Annotated in this window: 18 protein-coding genes and 1 riboswitch; of the genes, 1 reads left to right on the forward strand and 17 read right to left on the reverse strand. The window is 65.9% G+C overall.

Features of this window, described 5'->3' with window-relative positions:
• Window positions 1-45 precede the first annotated feature (45 nt).
• The 12 genes from GGR62_RS08045 to GGR62_RS08100 form a co-directional block, all read right to left on the reverse strand.
• Window positions 46-762, reverse strand: coding sequence for a response regulator transcription factor (locus GGR62_RS08045; protein ID WP_184407383.1), 717 nt, complete (start codon window positions 760-762; stop codon window positions 46-48).
• On the reverse strand, window positions 752-3412 hold the full coding sequence (locus GGR62_RS08050) for a sensor histidine kinase KdpD (protein ID WP_184407384.1): 2661 nt from the start codon (window positions 3410-3412) through the stop codon (window positions 752-754). Before GGR62_RS08050 ends, GGR62_RS08045 begins: the two co-directional genes overlap by 11 nt.
• Window positions 3413-3479: 67 nt before the next feature.
• Entirely contained in the window at window positions 3480-4103 is a 624-nt protein-coding gene (gene kdpC / locus GGR62_RS08055; protein ID WP_184407440.1) for a potassium-transporting ATPase subunit KdpC, read from the reverse strand.
• A gap of 27 nt (window positions 4104-4130) precedes the next feature.
• Complete coding sequence (kdpB, locus tag GGR62_RS08060; protein WP_184407385.1) at window positions 4131-6179, reverse strand: potassium-transporting ATPase subunit KdpB; 2049 nt, start codon at window positions 6177-6179, stop codon at window positions 4131-4133.
• 10 nt (window positions 6180-6189) lie between these two features.
• Window positions 6190-7974 carry a potassium-transporting ATPase subunit KdpA gene (gene kdpA / locus GGR62_RS08065; RefSeq protein WP_184407386.1) on the reverse strand — a complete coding sequence of 595 codons (1785 nt, stop codon included), beginning with the start codon at window positions 7972-7974 and terminating at the stop codon, window positions 6190-6192.
• 15 nt (window positions 7975-7989) lie between these two features.
• The gene (locus tag GGR62_RS08070; protein ID WP_006452907.1) at window positions 7990-8082 is read right to left on the reverse strand and encodes a potassium-transporting ATPase subunit F; all 93 of its coding nucleotides are present in this window, start codon (window positions 8080-8082) and stop codon (window positions 7990-7992) included.
• Between the two features lie 747 nt (window positions 8083-8829).
• Window positions 8830-10410, reverse strand: a complete 1581-nt coding sequence (locus tag GGR62_RS08075) for a CocE/NonD family hydrolase (RefSeq protein ID WP_184407387.1) — start codon at window positions 10408-10410, stop codon at window positions 8830-8832.
• A gap of 328 nt (window positions 10411-10738) precedes the next feature.
• Window positions 10739-11713 (reverse strand): thiamine-phosphate kinase, encoded by a 975-nt coding sequence (thiL, locus tag GGR62_RS08080; protein WP_184407388.1) that lies wholly within the window; start codon window positions 11711-11713, stop codon window positions 10739-10741.
• 110 nt (window positions 11714-11823) lie between these two features.
• Complete coding sequence (gene nusB, locus GGR62_RS08085; RefSeq protein ID WP_184407389.1) at window positions 11824-12303, reverse strand: transcription antitermination factor NusB; 480 nt, start codon at window positions 12301-12303, stop codon at window positions 11824-11826.
• Window positions 12300-12764, reverse strand: coding sequence for a 6,7-dimethyl-8-ribityllumazine synthase (ribH, locus tag GGR62_RS08090; RefSeq protein WP_184407390.1), 465 nt, complete (start codon window positions 12762-12764; stop codon window positions 12300-12302). The genes nusB and ribH overlap by 4 nt, the downstream gene beginning before the upstream one ends.
• A gap of 245 nt (window positions 12765-13009) precedes the next feature.
• Window positions 13010-14149 (reverse strand): 3,4-dihydroxy-2-butanone-4-phosphate synthase, encoded by a 1140-nt coding sequence (gene ribB, locus GGR62_RS08095; RefSeq protein WP_184407391.1) that lies wholly within the window; start codon window positions 14147-14149, stop codon window positions 13010-13012.
• Window positions 14146-14748 (reverse strand): riboflavin synthase, encoded by a 603-nt coding sequence (locus GGR62_RS08100; RefSeq protein WP_184407392.1) that lies wholly within the window; start codon window positions 14746-14748, stop codon window positions 14146-14148. Before GGR62_RS08100 ends, ribB begins: the two co-directional genes overlap by 4 nt.
• Before the next feature lie 162 nt (window positions 14749-14910).
• Window positions 14911-15090, reverse strand: a riboswitch (FMN riboswitch).
• Window positions 15091-15309: 219 nt separating this feature from the next.
• Here GGR62_RS08100 and GGR62_RS08105 point away from each other — a divergent pair.
• Window positions 15310-15933, forward strand: coding sequence for a hypothetical protein (locus GGR62_RS08105; RefSeq protein WP_184407393.1), 624 nt, complete (start codon window positions 15310-15312; stop codon window positions 15931-15933).
• A 302-nt stretch (window positions 15934-16235) separates the two neighbouring features.
• On the opposite strand, the gene ribD is transcribed toward GGR62_RS08105, so the two are convergent.
• The 5 genes from ribD to GGR62_RS08130 all read right to left on the reverse strand — a co-directional run bounded on the left by ribD (window position 16236) and on the right by GGR62_RS08130 (window position 20405).
• On the reverse strand, window positions 16236-17330 hold the full coding sequence (ribD, locus tag GGR62_RS08110) for a bifunctional diaminohydroxyphosphoribosylaminopyrimidine deaminase/5-amino-6-(5-phosphoribosylamino)uracil reductase RibD (RefSeq protein WP_184407394.1): 1095 nt from the start codon (window positions 17328-17330) through the stop codon (window positions 16236-16238).
• The gene (locus GGR62_RS08115; RefSeq protein WP_184407441.1) at window positions 17327-17803 is read right to left on the reverse strand and encodes a GNAT family N-acetyltransferase; all 477 of its coding nucleotides are present in this window, start codon (window positions 17801-17803) and stop codon (window positions 17327-17329) included. Before GGR62_RS08115 ends, ribD begins: the two co-directional genes overlap by 4 nt.
• Window positions 17804-17808: 5 nt before the next feature.
• Window positions 17809-18333, reverse strand: coding sequence for a transcriptional regulator NrdR (nrdR, locus tag GGR62_RS08120; RefSeq protein ID WP_005997276.1), 525 nt, complete (start codon window positions 18331-18333; stop codon window positions 17809-17811).
• A gap of 101 nt (window positions 18334-18434) precedes the next feature.
• A complete protein-coding gene (glyA, locus tag GGR62_RS08125; protein WP_184407395.1) occupies window positions 18435-19703 on the reverse strand; it encodes a serine hydroxymethyltransferase in 1269 nt (422 codons plus the stop codon).
• Window positions 19704-19895: 192 nt separating this feature from the next.
• Window positions 19896-20405: an RcnB family protein gene (locus GGR62_RS08130; protein ID WP_184407396.1), complete on the reverse strand. Its 510-nt coding sequence runs from the start codon at window positions 20403-20405 to the stop codon at window positions 19896-19898.
• Window positions 20406-20469 lie beyond the last annotated feature (64 nt).

Below are 20469 nucleotides of genomic sequence, written 5' to 3' on the forward strand. Positions count from 1 at the left end.
CTGTGTTGCTGAACTCAATTTTTCCAAGACGATGGATCGCTTTGCTCAGCGCGCCACACCAATAAAACGCAGCCCCACGCCCGGTTCGGTGACGATGTAGTGCGGGTCGGCGGCATCGTCGTGCAGTTTCTGGCGTAGCTTGCCGACTAGGATGCGCAGGTAGTGGGTGTCTTCCTCGTGGGTGGGGCCCCACACCTCGCGCAGCAATTGCGGCTGGGTGACCACGCGGCCGGCGTGCTTGAGCAGCAGCGCGAGCAAGGCATATTCCTTGCGGCTCAAGGGCACCGCCTCGCCGTTGAAGGTGACCTCGCGCAGACCCAGATGGATATGCAGGCGGCCATCGTCGAACACGCTCTCTTCCACCGCGCTGCCGGCGCCGGCCTGGCGCAACAGCGCACGGATGCGCGCCATCAGCTCCTGCACGCCGAACGGTTTGGTGACGTAGTCGTTGGCGCCAGCATCGAGCGCGGCGACCTTTTCGGTTTCGCCGGCGCGCACGGTAAGCATGATCACCGGCACGCTGGACCACTGGCGGATCTCGCGCAGCACCTCGTGGCCATCGCGATCGGGCAGGCCGATATCCAGCACCACCAGCTCGGCGCCCTGCCCGGCCAGCACGGCCAGGCCTTCTTCGGCGGTGCCGGCCTGTAGCACGCGGTAGCCCTGCGCACGCAGGCTGATGTCGAGAAAACGGCGGATCTGCGGCTCGTCGTCGACGATCAGCACGCGGGCGGGCGGGATAGCGGTGGGATCAGTCGGCATCGGGGCGAGGTGGCGCGGCAGGAACGAGCAACGGCAGCGTAATGCGGATTGTGGTGCCGTGACCATGTGCGCCGATCAGCGCCTCCACACTGCCGCCGTGCGCGCCGATCATGCCCTGGCAGATGGTCAGGCCCAGCCCGGTGCCATGACGGCCGCGGTCGCCGCGCTCCACGCTGTAGAACATGTCGAAGATACGCGCGCGCTCGTCCTCGGGAATGCCTGGGCCCTGGTCGCCGATATCGACCTGCAAGGCGCCGGCGCACAGTTGCGCGTGCACGGTGACTGCCATGCCGGGTGGCGAAAATTTCGCCGCATTCTCCAGTACGTTGAAGATGGCCTGTTCCACCAGCGCCGGATGCACCCAGATCGCCGGCAGGTCGGCTTCCAGGTCCAGTTGCAGGCGCACCTCGGGCTGGTAGCGTTGCAGGCGGCGCATGGCCGAGCCGAGCAGCTCGTCCACGCCGATCCAGTCGCGCTTCAAGGTGAGCCCGGTATGGCCGAGCCGGGTCATGTCGAGCAGGTTCTGGATGTAGCGGTCCAGCCGCTCGCCTTCGAGCTGGATGGTGTCGAGCAGGCTGTGGCGATCTTGCGCATCCATCGCATCGCCGTAGCTGGCCAGGCTGCTGGCCGAGCCGATCATCGAGGCCAGCGGCGAGCGCAGATCGTGCGAGACCGACGACAACAACGCCGAGCGCAGGCGCTCGGTTTCGCCGCTGACGCGCGCGCCTTCCAGGTCGGCGACCAGACGCGTGCGCAACGCGGCCTGGCCGATGTCTTCCACCATCGCTTCGGCCAGCCGGCGTTGCTCCAGCCCAGGTCGCTGCACGGTCTGCCGGAAGCGCAACGCCGCCACGCCGAGCGTGCCGCGCTCGTGACGTACCGGCACGCACCACCATTGCGCACCGGCCAGCGTATCGGTGAAGCGGCCGGCAGGTTGCCCATGGCGCTGCGTCCACTCCGCCGCGCTGCGGTCCAGTGCGCCGAAGCTGGCCGGCGCATCGCTTTCGCGTTGCTCCAGGCGCAGCCAGACCTCGGCATCCAGTGCGGTGGTCAATGCACGGCGACCGGCCTCCAACACCTGACCGAGGTCTGCGGCCGTGCTGAGCTGGCGGCCCAGCGCCTGCAACGCGTTGGCATGCGCATTGGCCGCACGCAGCGCCAGCACCTGGCTACGCAGGCGCGAAGCCAGGCGGCCGGCGACCAGTGCAGCGATCAGGAACAGACACACCGTCACCACGCCCTGGCGGGCGCTGATCTGCAAGGTGAAGCGCGGTTCGATGAAGAAGAAGTTGTAGGCGACAAAACTCAGCAATGCCGCGACCACCGCGGCGGCCATGCGCGTGCGCGAAGCCACCAGCACCACCGCGACGATGAACACCATCGACAGATCGTCGATATCGGTCCAGCGCTGCAACAGCCACGCCACGCCCACCGCGCCGGCGGCGGCAATCGCCGCAAACGCCAGGTCGTAGCCTTGCAGCCAATGGCGTGGGTTGCGCCAGCGCTGACGCGCGCGGGCGCGCGCATCGGCGGAGCTGACGATGACCAGTTCGTAATGCGCGCCGCGTTGCAGCAGTTGCTGGGTCAAGGTGCGGTTGAACATGCGCGCCAACGGGCGCTCGCGGGTGCGTCCCAGCACCAGGGTCGATATGCCGTTTTGCGATGCGAAATCCAGCAAGGCCTCGGCGACATTGGCACCATGCAGCAACGCGGTGTCGCCACCCAAGCGCCGCGTCAGCGCGAAGGCGCGGTCGATCTCCAATTGCCAGCCTGCATCGGCCACGGTGCGGGTCTGCACGGTCACCACGGTCCAGGGCGCATCGCGGCGCTCCGACAATCGCCGCGCCACCCGCACCAGATACTCCGAGCTGCCACGCCCATCGATGGCCACCACCACGCGGCGACGCAAGGCGGCGGTGCCGGGCAACCCGCGCGCGGCCTGGGTGTCGCGCAGGTCGCTGTCGACGCGGTCGGCGGCGGTCTGCATCGCCAACTCGCGCAGCGCAGTGAGGTTGGATGGCGAAAAAAACGCCTGCAAGGCCTGCGTTGCCTGTTCGGGCAGATACACCTTGCCCTGTTGCAGCCGCTCGATCAGCTCGCGCGGCGGCAGATCGACCAGCACGATGTCGCGCAATCGATCGAACACCGCATCGGGCACGGTCTCGGACACGCGCACGCCGGTGATGCGCAGCACGATGTCGTTGAGGCTTTCCAGATGCTGGATGTTGACCGTGGTGTAGACATCGATGCCGGCATCGAGCAGCTCGACGATGTCCTGCCAGCGTCGCTCGTGCCGGCTGCCCGGCACGTTGCGGTGGGCCAGTTCGTCGATCAAGGCCAGTTGCGGCTTGCGTGCCAGCAATGCATCCAGATCCAGTTCTTCCAGCTCCCGGCCCTGATAGCTCACGCGCATGCGCGGCAGCAGCGGCAGGCCGTCCAGCAACGCGGCGGTTTCGCTACGCCCGTGGGTCTCCACAATGCCGGCCACTACGTCCATGCCCTGGCGCAGGCGCTCGCGCGCGCGCGACAGCATGGCGTAGGTCTTGCCCACGCCGGGTGCGGCGCCCAGAAACACCGTCAGGCGCCCGCCATGTTCGCGCTGCAGTTCGCCCATCAGTGCGTCGGCTTGTTGGGTGCGGGCGTCGATCATGGAGGCCGGGAGTGGAGAGTCGGGATTGGGGATTCGTGCAGCCTACCGCGAGCTGACAGGTCTAGTGCTATTGCTTTAACCCATTGCCGATTCCCGACTCCCGATTCCCCGCCGCATCCAGCGCCAGGTTCAGCGCCAGGACATTCACCCGCGGCTGCCCAAGCAGCCCGAACTGTGGCCGTTCGGTGGCGGCCTGTACCAGCGCGGCGACGCGCTGCTCCGGCCAACCGCGCGCCTTGGCCACGCGGCGCACCTGCACCTGCACCGCAGCCGGGCTCAGATGCGGGTCCAGGCCGCTGCCGGATTGGGTCAGCAACTCGCTCGGCACCGTCTCCGCTGCAATACCGTCGCGTGCGGCCACGTCGGCGCGCGTGGCGGCGATGCGGGCCTGCAGGTCGGGATTGGAACGCGCCTGGTTGCTGCCGGACGCAGCGGTCGGGTCGTACTTAGCCGCCGACGGACGCGGTTGGAAATAGCGTGCATCGGCAAACGGCTGCGCCACCAATGCCGACCCGACGACACGCTGCTCCACGCGCAGCAGCGAGCCGTGCGCCTGATCGGGAAACAATGCGCCAGTGATACCGGTGGCGATCAACGAATAAGCCAGGCCCAGACCGAACAGGGTGAACAACGCCAGCATCACCGACCCGCGCAATGCGCCGTCGTCGCGCAACGGCAATGCGCTGTGCATGCCGGTCTTGGAGGAAATGGTCATGGCTCAGGCTCCCAGGGTGGCGACAAGCGCCAGATCGATCACTTTGATCGCGGCAAACGGCAGCAATACACCGCCCAGGCCGTAGATCAGCATGTTCCGGCGCAGCAAGGCCGTGGCGCTGGACGGACGAAAACGCACGCCGCGCAACGCCAGCGGAATCAACGCCGGAATGATCAAGGCATTGAAGATCAGCGCCGCCAACACCGCATGGCGTGGGCTGGACAGCTGCATCACGTTGAGCGCGGCCATCGACGGAATCGCAGCGGCAAACAACGCTGGCAGGATCGCGAAATACTTGGACACGTCGTTGGCCAACGAGAACGTGGTCAACGCACCGCGCGTGATCAACTGCTGCTTGCCCACTTCGACCACGGCCAGCAGTTTGGCCGGGTCCGAATCCAGATCGACCATGTTGCCGGCTTCCTTGGCTGCCTGCGTGCCGGAGTTCATCGCCAGGCCGACGTCGGCCTGCGCAAGCGCCGGTGCGTCGTTGGTGCCGTCGCCGACCATCGCCACCAGCCGTCCACCGGCCTGCTCGGCGCGGATACGGGCCAGCTTGTCTTCCGGCCGTGCCTGGGCGATGTAGTCGTCCACGCCGGCCTCGGCGGCAATCGCCGCAGCGGTGAGCGGGTTATCGCCGGTGATCATCACCGTCTTGATGCCCATCGCGCGCAGCTGCGCAAACTTTTCCTTGATGCCCTGCTTGACCACATCGCTCAGCTCGACCACGCCCAGCACATGCCGGCCTTCGGCCACCACCAGCGGGGTGGCGCCGCCGCGTGCGACTTCTTCGATGCGTCCGTTCAATTCCGGCGACACCGTGGCGCCTTGCGCCTGCACATACGCCACGATCGCATCGCCGGCACCCTTGCGGATGCTGCGCTCGCCCAGATCGACGCCGGACATGCGGGTCTGTGCGGTGAAGGCGATGAAATGCGCACCATCCGGCTCGACCAGCACCGCTCCTTGCTGGCGCGCCAGCTTGACGATGGACTTGCCTTCCGGCGTCGGGTCGGCCAGCGAGGCGAGCATGGCCGCATCGCGCAGCTGCGCACGATCGATGCCGGCCAATGGATGAAACGCGGTGGCCTGGCGATCACCGTAGGTAATAGTGCCGGTCTTGTCGAGCAACAGCACGTCCACGTCGCCGGCCACTTCCACCGCCTTGCCGGATTTGGCCAGCACATTGGCAGACAGCGCGCGGTTCATGCCGGCAATGCCGATCGCCGGCAGCAACCCGCCGATGGTGGTCGGAATCAGGCACACCAGCAACGCGATCAGCAACAGCGGGTCCAGCGTGACGCCGACGAACCCGGCGATCGCCGGCAACGACGCCACCACGATCAGGAAGGTCAGCGTCATCGCCGCCAGCAACAGAGTGAGCGCGATTTCGTTCGGCGTCTTCTGCCGATTGGCGCCTTCCACCAAGGCGATCATGCGATCCAGGAAACTATGTCCCGGCTCGGCGGTGACCTTGAACACGATCTCGTCGGAGAGCACGCGCGTCCCACCGATCACGCCACTGCGATCGGTGCCGGCCTCGCGCAGCACCGGTGCCGATTCGCCGGTTACCGCCGCTTCGTTGATCGTTGCAACGCCGCGCACGATCTCGCCATCGGCCGGGACGAATTCGCCTTCGGACACCATCACGTAGTCGCCCGGACGCAGTTCGGCCGCCGGCACGCGGGTTTCGCGCCCGCCGAGTGCGGTTTCCACCCGGCGTGCGACCAGATCCTTGCGCGCACGGCGCAGCGATGCAGCCTGCCCACGGCCACGCGCCTCGGCGATGGCTTCGGCAAAATTGCCGAACAACACGGTCACGAACAGGATCGCCGTCACCGCCCAGCCGAAACCGGCATTGCCATACCCGCTGGCGGTGATCACCGCCGCCAGCAGCGTGCCGCCCATCACCACCGCCATCACCGGGCTATGCAGCAGATGCCGTGGCGACAGCTTGATAAAGGCCGCACGCATCGCGGCGATCAGCACCGCAGCGTCGAACAACGCTGCGTCGCCGCGCTCGCGTTTTTCAGTTGTATCGATCGTAGACATTGCTCAATTCTCAGGACGCCGCCAGGGCGAGGTGTTCAGCGATAGGGCCCAGCACCAGTGCCGGCATGAACTGCAGCACGGTCAGCACAAGCACGATCGCCATCAAGGTCAGCGCAAAAGTGGGCGTTTCGACCTGCAGGCTGCCGGCCGACTCGGGCGCGCGCCGCTTGACCGCCATACGCGCGGCCACCATCAAGGGCAGGATCAGCGCGGGGTAGCGGCCCAGGGCCAGCACCACCGAGCAGCTCAGATTCCACCAGTAGGTGGCATCTCCCAGGCCTTCAAACCCCGAGCCGTTGTTGGAAAATGCCGAGGTGTACTCGTAGAACACCTGGCTGATGCCGTGGAACCCCGGGTTGGAATTGGCAGTGACCGCCGGCACTGCCAGCGCCACCGCGGTGAAGCCCAATACGACCAACGGCTGCAGCAGGATCAGCAAAGCGAGCAATTGCACTTCGCGCGATTCGATCTTGCGACCGAACAACTCCGGCGTGCGCCCAGTCATCAGACCGGCCAGAAACACGCTCAGCAACAGATACACCACGAACTGCTGCAAGCCGCAGCCGATGCCGCCCCAGATCGCGTTGATCAGCATGTTCACCAGGGTGACCAGGCCGCTCAACGGGGCCAGCGAGTCGTGCATCGCATTGACCGAGCCGTTGGAGGTTTGCGTGGTCAACGCCGCCCACAGCGCGGAGGCATCTGCGCCGATACGCACTTCCTTGCCTTCCATCAATGCAGCCGAGCCGGCGCTGGCCGAATGCGCTTCGGACCACACCAACAACGCCGTGGATGCCGCCGACATCGTCAACATGGTGCCGAATACCAACGCGGTGAGGCGTTTGCGCCCGGTCAGATAGCCGACCATGAACACCACGCTCATCGGCAACAACACGATCGCCAACGTTTCGAGCAGATTGCTCAACGGCGTGGGATTTTCCAGCGCCACCGAACTGTTCGGGCCATACCAGCCACCGCCATTGGTACCCAGCTGCTTGACCGCCACCATCGCCGCGACCGGGCCGATCGGAATGGTCTGCTTGGGCATGCCGGCACTGCTGTCCAGCGGAGCGGCGGTTGCCGCGCCCTGGAGCGTGGACGGCACGCCCTGCCAACCGAGCAGCACGGTCCACAACAGGCACAACGGCAGCAAGACGCGCACGCTGGCACGGATCACGTCGGCCCAGTAGTTGCCGACATCGGCTTCGGGCAGGGCCTCCAATCCAGTGCTTGCCTGATGCCGTTCACTGCGCGCGGCCGTCGCCGGATCGTCAGCACCACTCGCCGTCGATGGCGAAGCGGAGATCGCGCTGGCGACCGCCCGCCCACCGAACAAGGCGCGCAGCGTCGCCACTGCCAACGCCAACCCCATCATCGGCGTCACCACCTGCAGGCCGACGATGCCGGTCATCTGCGCCAGATACGACAGCTGCGCCTGGCCGGAGTAATGCTGCTGGTTGGTATTGGTGACGAACGACACCATGGTGTGCAGCGCGGTATCCCAGCGCATGTTCGGAATGGCGTCCGGGTTGAACGGCAGCCATGCCTGAGACATGAACACCGCCCAGGTCAGCAGGCCGACCACCAGGTTGCTGAGCAAAAACGCCACGGCATAGCCGCGCCACGACATGCCCTGTTGCGGGCGCGTGCCCAGCAGCGCATAGAGCGGCCGTTCGATCCAGCCGAACAGCGCATCGCCACGCATCGGCGCGCCGCGCATCACCGCCGCCAGATAGCGGCCCAGGGGCCACGCCAGCACGATGGCCAGCGCATAGACAAGGAAAGTTTCAATCATTGGAGCGCACTCGCATCAGAAGTCTTCGGGCCGCAGCACCACGTACAACAGGTACGCAGCGGCAACGAGCACCGCCACACCGCACAACAGCGACAACCAGGCAGGCATGTCGGTTACTCCCGGTGGCGCGCGCAACGCGGCGCGAACGAGGCGTCACGCAACGGCGCATGCGCGGGGTGCACGACAACAAGGCAAGGCGCTGCCGCATCGTGCGCGCAGCACCGATGGAGCAGACAGGTCAGGGCAGGCATCGGAATCATCCAGGGCGGAACCGCTCCGCCAACGTGCGCAGTCTCTTCCTGGCCTGCGTAAAGTCGCTAGGGACATGCCAGGGTCGCCGCGTAAATTCCGCATAAATGCTGCGCTGCGACGGCCTGCAGTCACCTATCCACGTTATGCATCCGTTTCCAGGCAACCACGACCACGACTTCATCCACACCATCCAGTCTCAGCGCAGGACGGCCAGGTTTTGAGTCAGTGCGTTATGACGTCATAGCAAAGCCGTGCTGGTCGAGGCACGGTGCCCTCACCATTTCCGGGACACGCCGCGAATCCTTTCATGGAGGCGCGGTGGCGGCATCCATGCCGCTACGCGGTCCCGCAAGCGGCGAGGACACCGCGCCAGACACTCCGCTGGTTGCGTTGTTTAAACCCATGCATGCCGACCATCTCGACTGGATCCTTGCCCGCCCAGCGTCGCGGGACCTTACGCGGCATGGATGCCGCGTAAGAGCTACAAGGACGTACTTGCAGCGTGTCCCGCGACGCTGGACGGGTAAGGCCCCTGCAGCCAGGCCGCAGATAGCCGGCCTGCAGTAGGCTGACACGAAGTCGTTTTGTTAGCCGCTCTAAGTGCTATCGCAGCGGTACGTTCAACACCGATGGTGTTGCCGCCGGCGATGTAAACGTCACCGCGCCGCCGCCATCGCTGGCGTCGGTGTAACGCGCATCGTGGGTATCGATCACCAGCACCAATCGCTGCCCGGCCGGAATCTCCGTAGCGGCCGCCTGCAGCGACCAATCCAGCGTCACCGCGCTGCCCGGCGTGGCACCGCGCAACGAGTACGGCGCATGCGTGATCAATTGCGCCACACCCAGGGCATCCATGCGGTACAGATACGCGAACAGACTCACCTTCGTTTGACTGGGCACCACGGTGACGCGCAGCGAGGGACTTCCCGCCAGCCGCCGCGCACTGCTCGACGGCGCGCCCACCCACACCGCGGCGCCGATGCGATTGACCAGCGGAATCGACGTGGTGACCGGTGCGCCAATGCCCTGCAACAACCCGCTGACCAGCACCACGCCCGAGTCGGCCAGTGTTGGCACATCGGTGACGATGCGCGACTGCCAACCGCTGGCCGTCCCGCCAATCAACCCGCCGGTGGGGCTGAGCACCCCGGCCGGTGCGGACAGCCCGAGGCGCGTGCCGTCCTGCTGCACGGAGCTCCAGTCCGGGTACTCCAGCCACTGCCCGGCACGCGGCGACAGCCGCACCGGCGCTTCGGCATCCACGCCATTGCGCACCTGCTTGAGATGGCGATCGAACCAGCGCGTGGCTGCGGTATACACCTCGTTGGGCAGGCCCAACGCGCCCGGCAGTTCTGCGGTGGCGTGATCGCCCTGACTCAGCAACAACTGCTTGGGACCACGTAGCTGATTGAAGAAGGCGATGGTCTGGTTCGGCGGGAACAAGCCATCGTTGAAGGCATTGCCCAGCAGCACCGCGGTGCCCCGCGCATTGAGCGCGGCCACATCGGTGGCCGGGCTGCGCGAGGCCGCCTGCGGCAGGAAGCCCTGCACGGCACCGTCGTAATCGCCCACCGCAACCCGCGCGCCGATCCGTGCCAGATCCGGCCCGGCCCGGCCGGTCAACGCACCGGCACCGACCAACAACCCGACCCCTTGCTGGCTGACGGTGCGATTGGCATACAGCGAGGCTTGCAGATCGGCCCACCCGCTGAGCGCGGCCACCGCCTTGATGCGCGGATCGCGCTCGGCCGCGAGCAGACTGATGCCGGCCCCGTAGGAAATGCCGGAAGCACCGATCGCGTCCGGATTGGCCGGAGTGTGCGCCAGCGCCCAGTCGATCACCGCACTGACGTCTTCCACGGTGTCGGCACCGGCAATGTCGATCTGCCCGGCCGAATCCCAGAATCCACGCGAGGTGTAGCTGACCACCACATAGCCATCGCTGGCCAACTGGCTGGCGCGGCCCAGATATTCCAGATTCGGCAACGACCAGCTGGCCGGCATCACGATCAGCGGAAACGGTCCGCTGCCCTGCCCCTGCGGCACCAGCACCAGCGCGCCCATCGCCGCACCATCCCAACCGGGGATACGTTCATAGGTCTTGCTGAAACCGCCGGCCAGTGCCGAGGCCGATGCCACCAGCATTGCCATCGCGACAATGCTTCCGATCCAACGCTTGTTCATGTAGTTCTCTCCCACGCGAGGCCGGGCCGGGGTGGCCCAGCAGCAGATGCCGTGCATCCGTGGTTCGGGGGAGAACATTGCGACCGTACCAGACGGTACGGTATGGCTCAAGGGCGGGAATTGGGGATTGGGGAGGCGGGAATGCTGAAACGGTACGCACCAAGCCCCAACGCCGTCCCTTCTCCCGCCTGCGGGAGAAGGTGCCCGAAGGGCGGATGAGGGAAAAACCGCCCAAACCAAAGCCCACCCGGCACCACCACCACCATCAAAAAACCAGCACCAACCAGCCAAAGCGCTCACTCACCACCGCCGCGCCAAAGACCCACCATCAGCCAACAAAGTGCTGATACCCCCGCTGCGGCGGTTGCCATGGCTTGCCGTCGGCGTCATGCACCACCACCCCACCCGCAGCAACGATCCGGCCGATCCGCGTGACCGTCACCCCGGCAAACTCCATCGCCTGCACGACCGCATCGCGGTGCTGCACGGCGGCGGTGAAACACAGCTCGTAATCGTCGCCGCCGCCGAGCTGCCAGCCGATGCATTGCAGCGCACTGACCTGCGCACTACGTGACATCGTCGGCAACGCCGCCAGCGCAAGCTGCGCGCCCACACCGCTGCGGTCGCACAGATGTCCCAGGTCGGCCAATAACCCGTCGGAAATATCCACACAGGCATGCGCAAGCCCACGCAAGCGCAGCCCGGCCTGCACACGCGGCTGCGGGCGTAGCAAGCGGCTACGCCATTGTTCATGCACCGGGTCGGCGGCCACGCAGGTCACATCCAACTGGCCGGCTTGCCACAGCGACAACGCAGCGGCCGCTTCGCCCGGCGCACCGGTCACCCAGACATCGTCGTCCACGCGTGCGCCGTCGCGACGCAACGCCGCACCCGGCGGCAGGCTGCCGATCGCAGTCACCGCACACGACAACGGCCCGCGCGTGGTGTCGCCTCCGACCAGGGCGATGTCGTGCGCATCGGCCAGCGCAAAGAAACCATCGGCAAACGCGTCCACCCACGCCGCATCATCGTGCGGCAACGACAATGACAAGGTGCACCAGCGCGGCTGCGCGCCCATCGCGGCCAGATCGGAGAGATTGACCGCCAATGTCTTCCAGCCCAGATCGTCGGCGCGCGTTTCATGCGGAAAATGCACCCCCGCGTTGAGCGTGTCGGCGGTGATCGCCAACTGCTCGCCGGGCGGCGGCTGCAACAACGCCGCATCGTCGCCAATGCCCAACGGCACATCGGCACGCGCGGCGATGCGCGTGCGCAGACGAGCAATCAGATCGAATTCAGGCATGGGGACGGGAATCGGGAGAAGGGAATCGGGAATCGCAAAAGCGCGTCAGGAGATATCGGAGGTGGTGCTCTTACGATTCCCCATTCCCGACTCCCCATTCCCGCAGCGCCTCATGCGCCGCTCGCGCCCGACTCGACCTTGCGCCACTCCACCGCCGCACGATCCAGCACACCGTTGACGTAGGTGTGGCCATGCTCGGAACCGAAGCGCTTGGCGGTTTCGATCGCTTCGTTGATCACCACACGGTACGGCACGTCCTGCCGATACAGCAGTTCGTAGGCGGCCAGGCGCAGCACCGCACGCTCGATCGCATCGACCTCTTCCACCCCGCGATCCAGATACGGGGTCAGCGCGGTGTCCAGCTCGGCGCGGTTGCTCAGCACGCCGTCGACCAGGCTCTCGAAGTAGGCCAGATCGGCCACTTCGTGCGCCTGCTCGTGCGCGAACTGGGAGATCACCTGCTTGGCGAAACCGCCGGAAATCTGCCAGGCATACACCGCCTGCAAGGCACGCCGACGCGCGCGCGAACGCAGTACCGGGTCGATGCCGTCGCGGCGACCGTGGCGGGCGTGTCCACCGGGCTTGCTCATGGCAACAACTCCATCAAATTGACCAGTTCCAGGGCCGCAAGTGCGCACTCTTCGCCCTTGTTGCCATGGCTGCCGCCGGCCCGTGCCTCGGCGTCTTCCACCCGCTCGACCGCCAGCACGCCGTTGAGCACCGGCACGCCGGTCTGCAACTGCACGCTCATCAGGCCTTCGGCGCACAGGTCGGCGACGTGTTCGTAGTGGCGGGTGTCGCCACGGATCACGCAACCCAGCGCGATGATCGCCGCATGCTGGCCGGATTGCGCCACGCGGTTGGCGGCGATCGGAATTTCCCAGGCACCCGGCACGCGGACCACGTCGATGGCGTCCTCGCCGATACCGTTGCCGGCCAGGCTCTGGCGCGCGCCGGTGACCAGCGCGTCGGTGATGCGGGCATTCCAGCGGCTGGCGATGATCGCAAAGCGCGCGGTGGTGGGGCGGAGATCGCCTTCGTAGTGGGTCATGCGGGTCGGCAACTCAAGGGGGCAGGAAGTTTAACAGCTGCCGCCCCCCGCCCGGCCGACGCGTGCAGGCCGGGCCGCCGAAGCAGGCCCGGCCAGGTACCCCGGAACGCAACGCGCAGGCAACCGATGATGCTGCCGCCCGATGGCGCGGCGCTGCAAACAGCAGCAACCGCTGGGGGCATGCAGCGGCCCTCGCATCGCACGCGCCCATCCGACGACCACGCATTCCACGGCGTCTACGTTGTTCAGGGCACCGCTTCCGGCGGCACCGAGCGCATGCCTTCGCCCGGATGGCATTCCAGGTACTCCACCACCTCCAGCCCGAACCCGGCCAGGCCCACCTGACGGCGCGGCGTGCCCAGCACGCGCAGCTTGCCCAGGCCCAGCTCGGCCAGGATCTGCGCACCGGCCCCGTTGCGCCGCCACTGGCTGACGTCCTTGGCGTTGGTTGCCGCCTCCGGTTGCTGGCGCAGCCGCGCCAGCAGCGATTCGCTATCGCGTGGCGCTGACAGCACCACCATCACACCCTGCCCTTCGGCCGCGATCGCGCGCAGGGCATCGGTAGCGGCCACGCCGAAATCGTCGCGCTGCCAGTGCAACAGATCGGCCAGCGGGTTTTCCACCTGGACACGCACCAGCGTCGGCGTGTGCGGATTGGCCTCGCCGCGCACCAGCGCAAAGTGCAGGTCGTGCGCGATGCGGTCGCGGTAGGTCACCAGCTTGAACGGCCCGAACTCGGTGGTGATCTCGCGTTCGTCCACACGCTCGACGGTGTGCTCGTTGGCCAGGCGATAGGCGATCAGATCGGCGATCGAGCCCATCTTCAGCCCGTGCTCGCGCGCGAACACTTCCAATTGCGGCCGGCGCGCCATGCTGCCGTCCGGGTTGAGCACTTCCACCAGCACGCCGGCCGGCTCCAGCCCGGCCAGCATCGGCAGATCGCTGGCCGCTTCGGTGTGACCGGCGCGGGTCAGCACCCCACCGGGTTGCGAGATCAGCGGGAAGATATGCCCCGGCTGGCTCAGATCCTGCGGCTTGGCATCCGGTCGCACTGCGGTGCGCACGGTATGCGCGCGGTCGTAGGCGGAAATGCCGGTGGTCACGCCTTCGGCCGCCTCGATACTGACGGTGAAGTTGGTCTGGAACTGCGCGGTGTTGTTGCGCACCATCGGCGCCAGGCCGAGTTGGGCGCAGCGTTCGCGGGTCAGCGACAGACACACCAGCCCGCGCGCGTGGGTCACCATGAAATTGATGTCCGAGGGCTTGACCAGCTCGGCGGCCATGATCAGATCGCCCTCGTTCTCGCGGTCTTCGTCATCGACGATGACCACCATGCGTCCGGCGCGCAGTTCTTCGAGCAGTTCCAGAACGGGTGCGAAGTTCATGCCGCACCCCGCGTGCCAAGCAGGCGTTCGACATAACGCGCCACCAGGTCGATTTCCAGATTCACCGCCGCCCCGACCACCGTCTGTGCAAACGCGGTGTTGGCCACCGTGTGCGGAATCAACGCGACCTCGAATCCTTCGTCGTCCACGTCGTTGACGGTCAGGCTGACCCCGTCCACGCAGATCGAGCCCTTCTTGGCGACATAGCGCAACACCGCCGGCGGTGCGGCAAACCGCCAGCGCTGCGCCCGCGCATCGCCATGCACCGATTGCACCTGGCCCAGGCCATCGACATGCCCGCTGACCAGATGCCCGCCAAGGCGATCGGTCGGGCGCATCGCGCGTTCCAGATTGAGCAGCGCGCCTTCGGGCAAGGCGCCCAGCGTGGTCAGCGACAGGGTTTCGGTGGAGGCATCGGCCTGGAAGCTGCCGGCATCGAAGGCGATCACGGTCAGGCACACGCCGTTGACCGCGATGCTTTCGCCCAGTTGCACCGCTTCGAACGGCAAGCTGCCGGTGGCGAAGGTAAACCGCACATCGCCGCCCTGCGGCTGGCGCGCCGCCAGACGGCCGACGCCTTCGATGATTCCGGTAAACATCAGCGCGCCTCCGATTGCAGCAGCAACTGGGCGCAGGTGGCGCGGTGGAAGGTCGCGACGCAGCGCGACGGGTGACGCATGGACATAGTCGTTTCTCGCAGGAGTTGAGCGAAAAACGCCACAAGGCAAACAGGCGCGCGCACAGCCGCAAGGCTGCGCGTTGGCCGTCTTCTTTCATCCGGACTATACCGTCGGCCCCGGCATCGCACCGGATCTGCTGACCTTGCGCATCAGGAGCTTCGCGGGGATCGCTCAACTCTTGGAAGCGCAAGCGCTCGCGGGCTCGCACGCTTGCGCATGCCTACCGCCGGTGGGGAATCGCACCCCGCCCTGAAGACGTTCGTGAGTACCGGCGAACCGGCGCGCAAAGTTTAACAGTGCCGACCGACGGGATGCCGAACGTCAGGCAAGGCTGGCAGGACAGCGCGTCATGTCAGGAAATCCCCCATAGCCAGGGTTGTGAAGGATCTGTTAATTTACGCGCCGCGACGGGGACACGTCGCATTTCCACCCCGCAACGGGGGCGGAGACACGGACTTCACTTTCGGAGAGAGCACCCAAATGCGTAACACCCTGATCCTGGCGACCCTGCTGGCCGCCGCACCGTTTTCCGCGTCTGCTGAAGGCCTGAGCTACAGCTATGTCGAAGGCGGCTGGAACCGTACCGAAATCAACGTCAATGATGATTCCGACGACATCGATGGCGGCTACCTCCGCGGTTCCTGGCAGATTGCCGAGCCTGTGTACGTGCTCGCTGGCTATCAGCGTGCCAACAAGGATTACAACGTCGGCAGCGGCTTCGTCATCGAAGGCACCCTGGAGCAGGCCAATGTCGGTATTGGCTACCGCCAGGAAATGACCGAGCGCGTCGAGTTCACGGCTGATATCAGCGTGCTACGCAGCAAGGTCGAATCCGACCTGCGCCTGCGCGGCCGTTCGATCGACAACGCGTCTGACTCGACCACCCTGGGCTTCGCCAATCTGGGCCTGCGTGGCAAGCCCTCGCCGCGCACCGAGGCCTGGGTCAAGGCCGGCTATATCGACGGCAGCGACGTGGACGAAGGCGAGTTCGTCGGCACGCTGGGTGGCCAGGTCAACTTCACCCGCACCTGGGGCCTGGTTGCCGAAGCGCAGTTCATCGACAACGCCAACCAGTATCGGGTCGGCGTGCGCGCAAGCTTCTGATAGGCGCCTCGCAGTTGTCCGAGAAAGGCCCCGCAAGCGGGGCCTTTCTTGTGGGGATGATCGAGCGCATTGCGTGCGAGGCAACCTGCCCTGCATGTGTATGCAGGCAGAGACCGCAGTGCTCTTTGCTGCTTCAGCGCAAGGTTTTACGCCACAAGATGTAGTGCGCTGGAAAAACCACACCAGTGCGATAACTGCAGCCTCCATTGCTTGCACGGCAATGTGCACCCGCAAGCAGAAGCCACATCAAGCACCACGCGCAAGGTGATCCGCTGCTGCGCATCGAGCGCGTTACGCAGCACTCACCCGGTAGTATTTGGCGCGTAACGCAAACGCAAATCCTGACCCAGTTGACGCACCTCGTGCAGTTGCAATGCATGACGCTGCGCCATCGTGTCGATGCCGAGCCCAGCCAGCAGCGGCCTGGCGGTCTCGCCCAGCAGCACCGGCGCCATGTAGACCAACAGGTCGTCGACCAGCCCCGCTTGCAGCAGCGCACCGCTCAGCGTTGCACCGGCTTCCACATGTACCTCGTTGATGCCGCGCTCGGCCAGTAACGCCAGAACGGCAGCAAGATCGAAGCGGCCGGCGTGCAGCGGCATCGCAAGACACTGCGCGTCGTCGAGTGCCGGCGCCTGCGCGGTCTCGCCATGCAGATACAGCGTCGACGCATCGCCCTGACGGATATTCTGGCACCCCAACGTCCGCAGACCGGCGTCGAGCACCACACGCAACGGCGGCACGAACGGCGTGTCGTCACCGAGCCGCACGGTCATCGCCGGATCGTCTGCCAGCACCGTGCCGGCACCGGTCAGGATCGCACCGGCACGCGCACGCCAGCGCTGCACATCGGCGCGCGCATCGGCGCCGGTGATCCATTTGGACTCCCCACTGGCCAAAGCGGTGCGCCCATCCAGGCTGGAGCCAAGTTTGACCCGCACCCACGGACGGCCACGCTCCACTCGCGACAGGAATCCCTGATTGAGCGCACGCGCCTGTGTCTGCATGACACCACTGAGCACCTCGATCCCTGCCTCGCGCAGCAACGCGAAGCCACCGCCGTTGACCTGCGGAAACGGATCGGCCATCGCCGCGACCACACGGCGCACGCCGGCGTCGATCAAGGCAAGTGCGCACGGTGGCGTGCGTCCGTAATGCGCGCAAGGCTCCAACGTCACATAGGCGGTGGCACCACGCGCCAGCTCGCCGGCTGCACGCAACGCGAACACTTCCGCATGCGGGCCACCGGCCCGTTGATGAAAGCCTTCGCCCACGCTTACGCCATCGCGCACGATGACGCAGCCGACCATTGGATTAGGTCGCGTGGTGTAGGCGCCACGCGCGGCCAGGCGCAGCGCCTGCGCCATCCAGCGGTGATCGTCGGCACTTGCGTTCATTGCGGCACCCGTTGCGGCTCAATAGACATCACCACGATCGGCAACGACCCAAGCAACAGCCCCGCATGCATCTGCCAGCCCAAGCGTTGATAAAACGGCGCCAGGTCCGGTTGGCAATACAGATACAACGTGTCCACGCCCAGCCCGGCGGCGGTCTGCACGCAATGCGCGACCAATGCCTCACCGATGCCCTGTCCACGCGCGTGCGGCTGCACATACAGCGATGCCAGCCAGGGCGACCATTGCCGAATGCGCGCATCGTCATTGTCCAGCAGACTCACCGAACCGAGCCACTGGCCCTGATCGAGCGCCACCCACGTCGTCGGGATCACACCATCGCGCGTGTGGCTGCGCAACTCGCTCAACGCCTCATCGAAATTCCAGTCCGGCAACAGACTGCCGAAGGCCTCAAGATGCGCGCGCGCGATGGCGGGAAGATGCTCCGGCGCGTCGCCCACGCAGGCAATCGGCACGGCGTTCAACGCTTGCCTGGCTTGCCGGCGCGTTCCAGTGCCGCTTCCAGCAGCGGTAGCTGTTCGCTCCCGACCGGAAGCTCGCGTTCGAGTTTTTCGATTTCCTCGCGGAAATCGGCAACGTCCTGAAAACTGCGATACACCGAAGCAAAGCGCACATAGCCGACATGATCGAGCTTGCGCAGCTCGACCATCACGTATTCGCCCACCCGCAGCGAGCCCACTTCGCGCTCGCCGGACATGCGCAGCTGATGCACCACCGCCCGCACTGCCGCCTCGATCTGCTCTTCGGACACCGGACGTTTCTGTAGGGCGCGGTCGAAGCTGGTGCGCAACTTGCGCGCATCGAACGCCTCGCGGCCGCCATCGCTCTTGACCACGGTGGGCAGCTTGAGTTCGATCGTTTCCAGGGTACTGAAACGCTCGCCACACGCCTCGCACTCACGACGCCGACGGATCGTCGTGCCGTCTTCGGACACCCGCGAATCGATCACGCGGGTGTCGTTGTGCTGGCAGAAGGGGCAGTGCATCAGACGTCCGGGAATAGGGAGAGGGAAATAGGGAATCGGAACAGCAGGGCTATCGCAGCGTTGCTTTTACCATTCTCGTCTCCCTATTCCCCATTCCCGTCTCAGCCATACACCGGATATTTCTTGCACTGCGCGGTCACTGCGTCGCGGACTTTCGCCAGCACGGCTTCGTCGCTCGGTGCATCCAGCACGTCGGCGATCCAGTTGGCCAGGTCGATGCTGTCCTGTTCCTTGTAACCGCGCGTGGTAATGGCCGGGGTACCCAGGCGCAGGCCCGAGGTCACGAACGGCGAGCGCGGGTCGTTGGGAACTGCATTCTTGTTCACGGTGATATGGGCCTTGCCGAGCGCGGCTTCGGCGTCCTTGCCGGACACGTCGCGGCCGATCATGTCCACCAGCATCAGGTGGTTCTCGGTGCCGCCGGACACGATCTTGTAGCCGCGCGCGATCAACGTCTTGGCCATCGCCTGGGCGTTCTTGACGACCTGCTGCTGGTAGGTCTTGAACGCCGGCTCCAGCGCTTCCTTGAACGCCACCGCCTTGGCCGCGATCACGTGCATCAGCGGGCCGCCCTGGATGCCGGGGAACACGATCGACTGCAGCTTCTTCTGCAGCTCTTCGCTGGCTCCCTTGGCCACGATGATGCCGCCACGCGGGCCGCGCAGGGTCTTGTGGGTGGTCGAGGTGACCACGTGCGCATGCTCCATCGGGCTCGGATAGACGCCGGCGGCAACCAGGCCGGCCACGTGCGCCATGTCCACGAACAGATACGCCCCGACGCTGTCGGCGATGGCGCGGAAACGCGCCCAGTCGATCTTCTGCGAATACGCCGAGAAGCCGGCCACGACCATCTTCGGCTTGTGCTCGGTAGCCAGGCGCTGGACCTCGTCGTAGTCGATCAGGCCCTGCGCGTCGACACCGTATTGCACCGCGTTGAACAGCTTGCCCGAGACATTGACCTTGGCGCCGTGGGTCAGGTGACCGCCATGGGCCAGACTCATGCCCAGGATGGTGTCGCCCGGCTGCAGCAGCGCCAGATACACCGCCTGGTTGGCCTGCGAGCCGCTGTGCGGCTGCACGTTTGCATACATATCTTCCATGGAGCCCGCGCCGAACACCTGCTTGATGCGGTCGATCGCCAGTTGCTCGGCGATATCGACGAATTCGCAGCCACCGTAATAGCGCTTGCCCGGATAGCCTTCGGCGTACTTGTTGGTCAGCTGGCTGCCCTGGGCTTCCATCACCAGTGCGCTGCAGTAGTTCTCGCTGGCGATCAGTTCGACGTGATCCTCCTGGCGGCCGACTTCAGCGGCGATGGCCTTGGCCAGTTCGGGGTCGTAGGTTTCCAGTCGGACGTCGCGCGAGAACATTCGAAACTCCGGGGCAGCTGCAGCCAGTAGGGCCGCCGATTGTAAGCCCCCGCCGCACGGGTGACCAATCGCACCGCTGTGGCAGGCCATGGACCCGATCGGCCGGCAAGCTGCACAAATGACAAAGGCGCACCGAAGTGCGCCTTTGTGGGAGGGCTGGCCCGATGGCTCGGCGAGCGATCGGATGCCCGCTCAGTTATTGAGGACCAGGTCGGCGATCACGCCGGTGGCGATGGCGACCAGCAGCAGATTGCCGGTGTTGTCGCGCTGCCAGCGGTAGCCATACGGCGGGCGACGCAGGTTGTAGCGGTCGTAGTCGTTGATCACGTAAACCGGGCCGTGGTAGCGCTGACCGCGGGCCCAGTACGGGCGCGGCGGCGGGCCGACGCGGTAGTAGCTGGGGCGATCGTAGACATAGACCCGGTTGCGGTCGTAGCGACGGTCCTGATAACGGGCATCGCGATAGCCCTCGCGGTAGCCGCTGCTGTAGTAGCGGCGGTCGTCGCGACGGTCATCCCGCCACTCGCGGCGATCGCTGCGCCAGTCGCGATGGTGATCGCGGCCGCGGTCGTGACGATCATCGCGGTCGTGGCCACGACGATCGTGGCCGCGGCCCCAGTCGTCGGCAAACGCTGCCGGGGCCACGGAGCCCAGCGCCAGGATGGAAGAAAGCACAACAGTGACGATGCGTTTGCGGTTCATGACCAGCTCCTGTTTGCGATGTCGCAATTTCATTAAGACGCTGCCCGCCTTAACGCATTCTTGC

Origin of the sequence: Xanthomonas sp. 3075, assembly GCF_014197275.1 — a bacterium.
In the GTDB taxonomy this organism is placed as follows: Bacteria; Pseudomonadota; Gammaproteobacteria; order Xanthomonadales; family Xanthomonadaceae; genus Xanthomonas; species Xanthomonas campestris_B.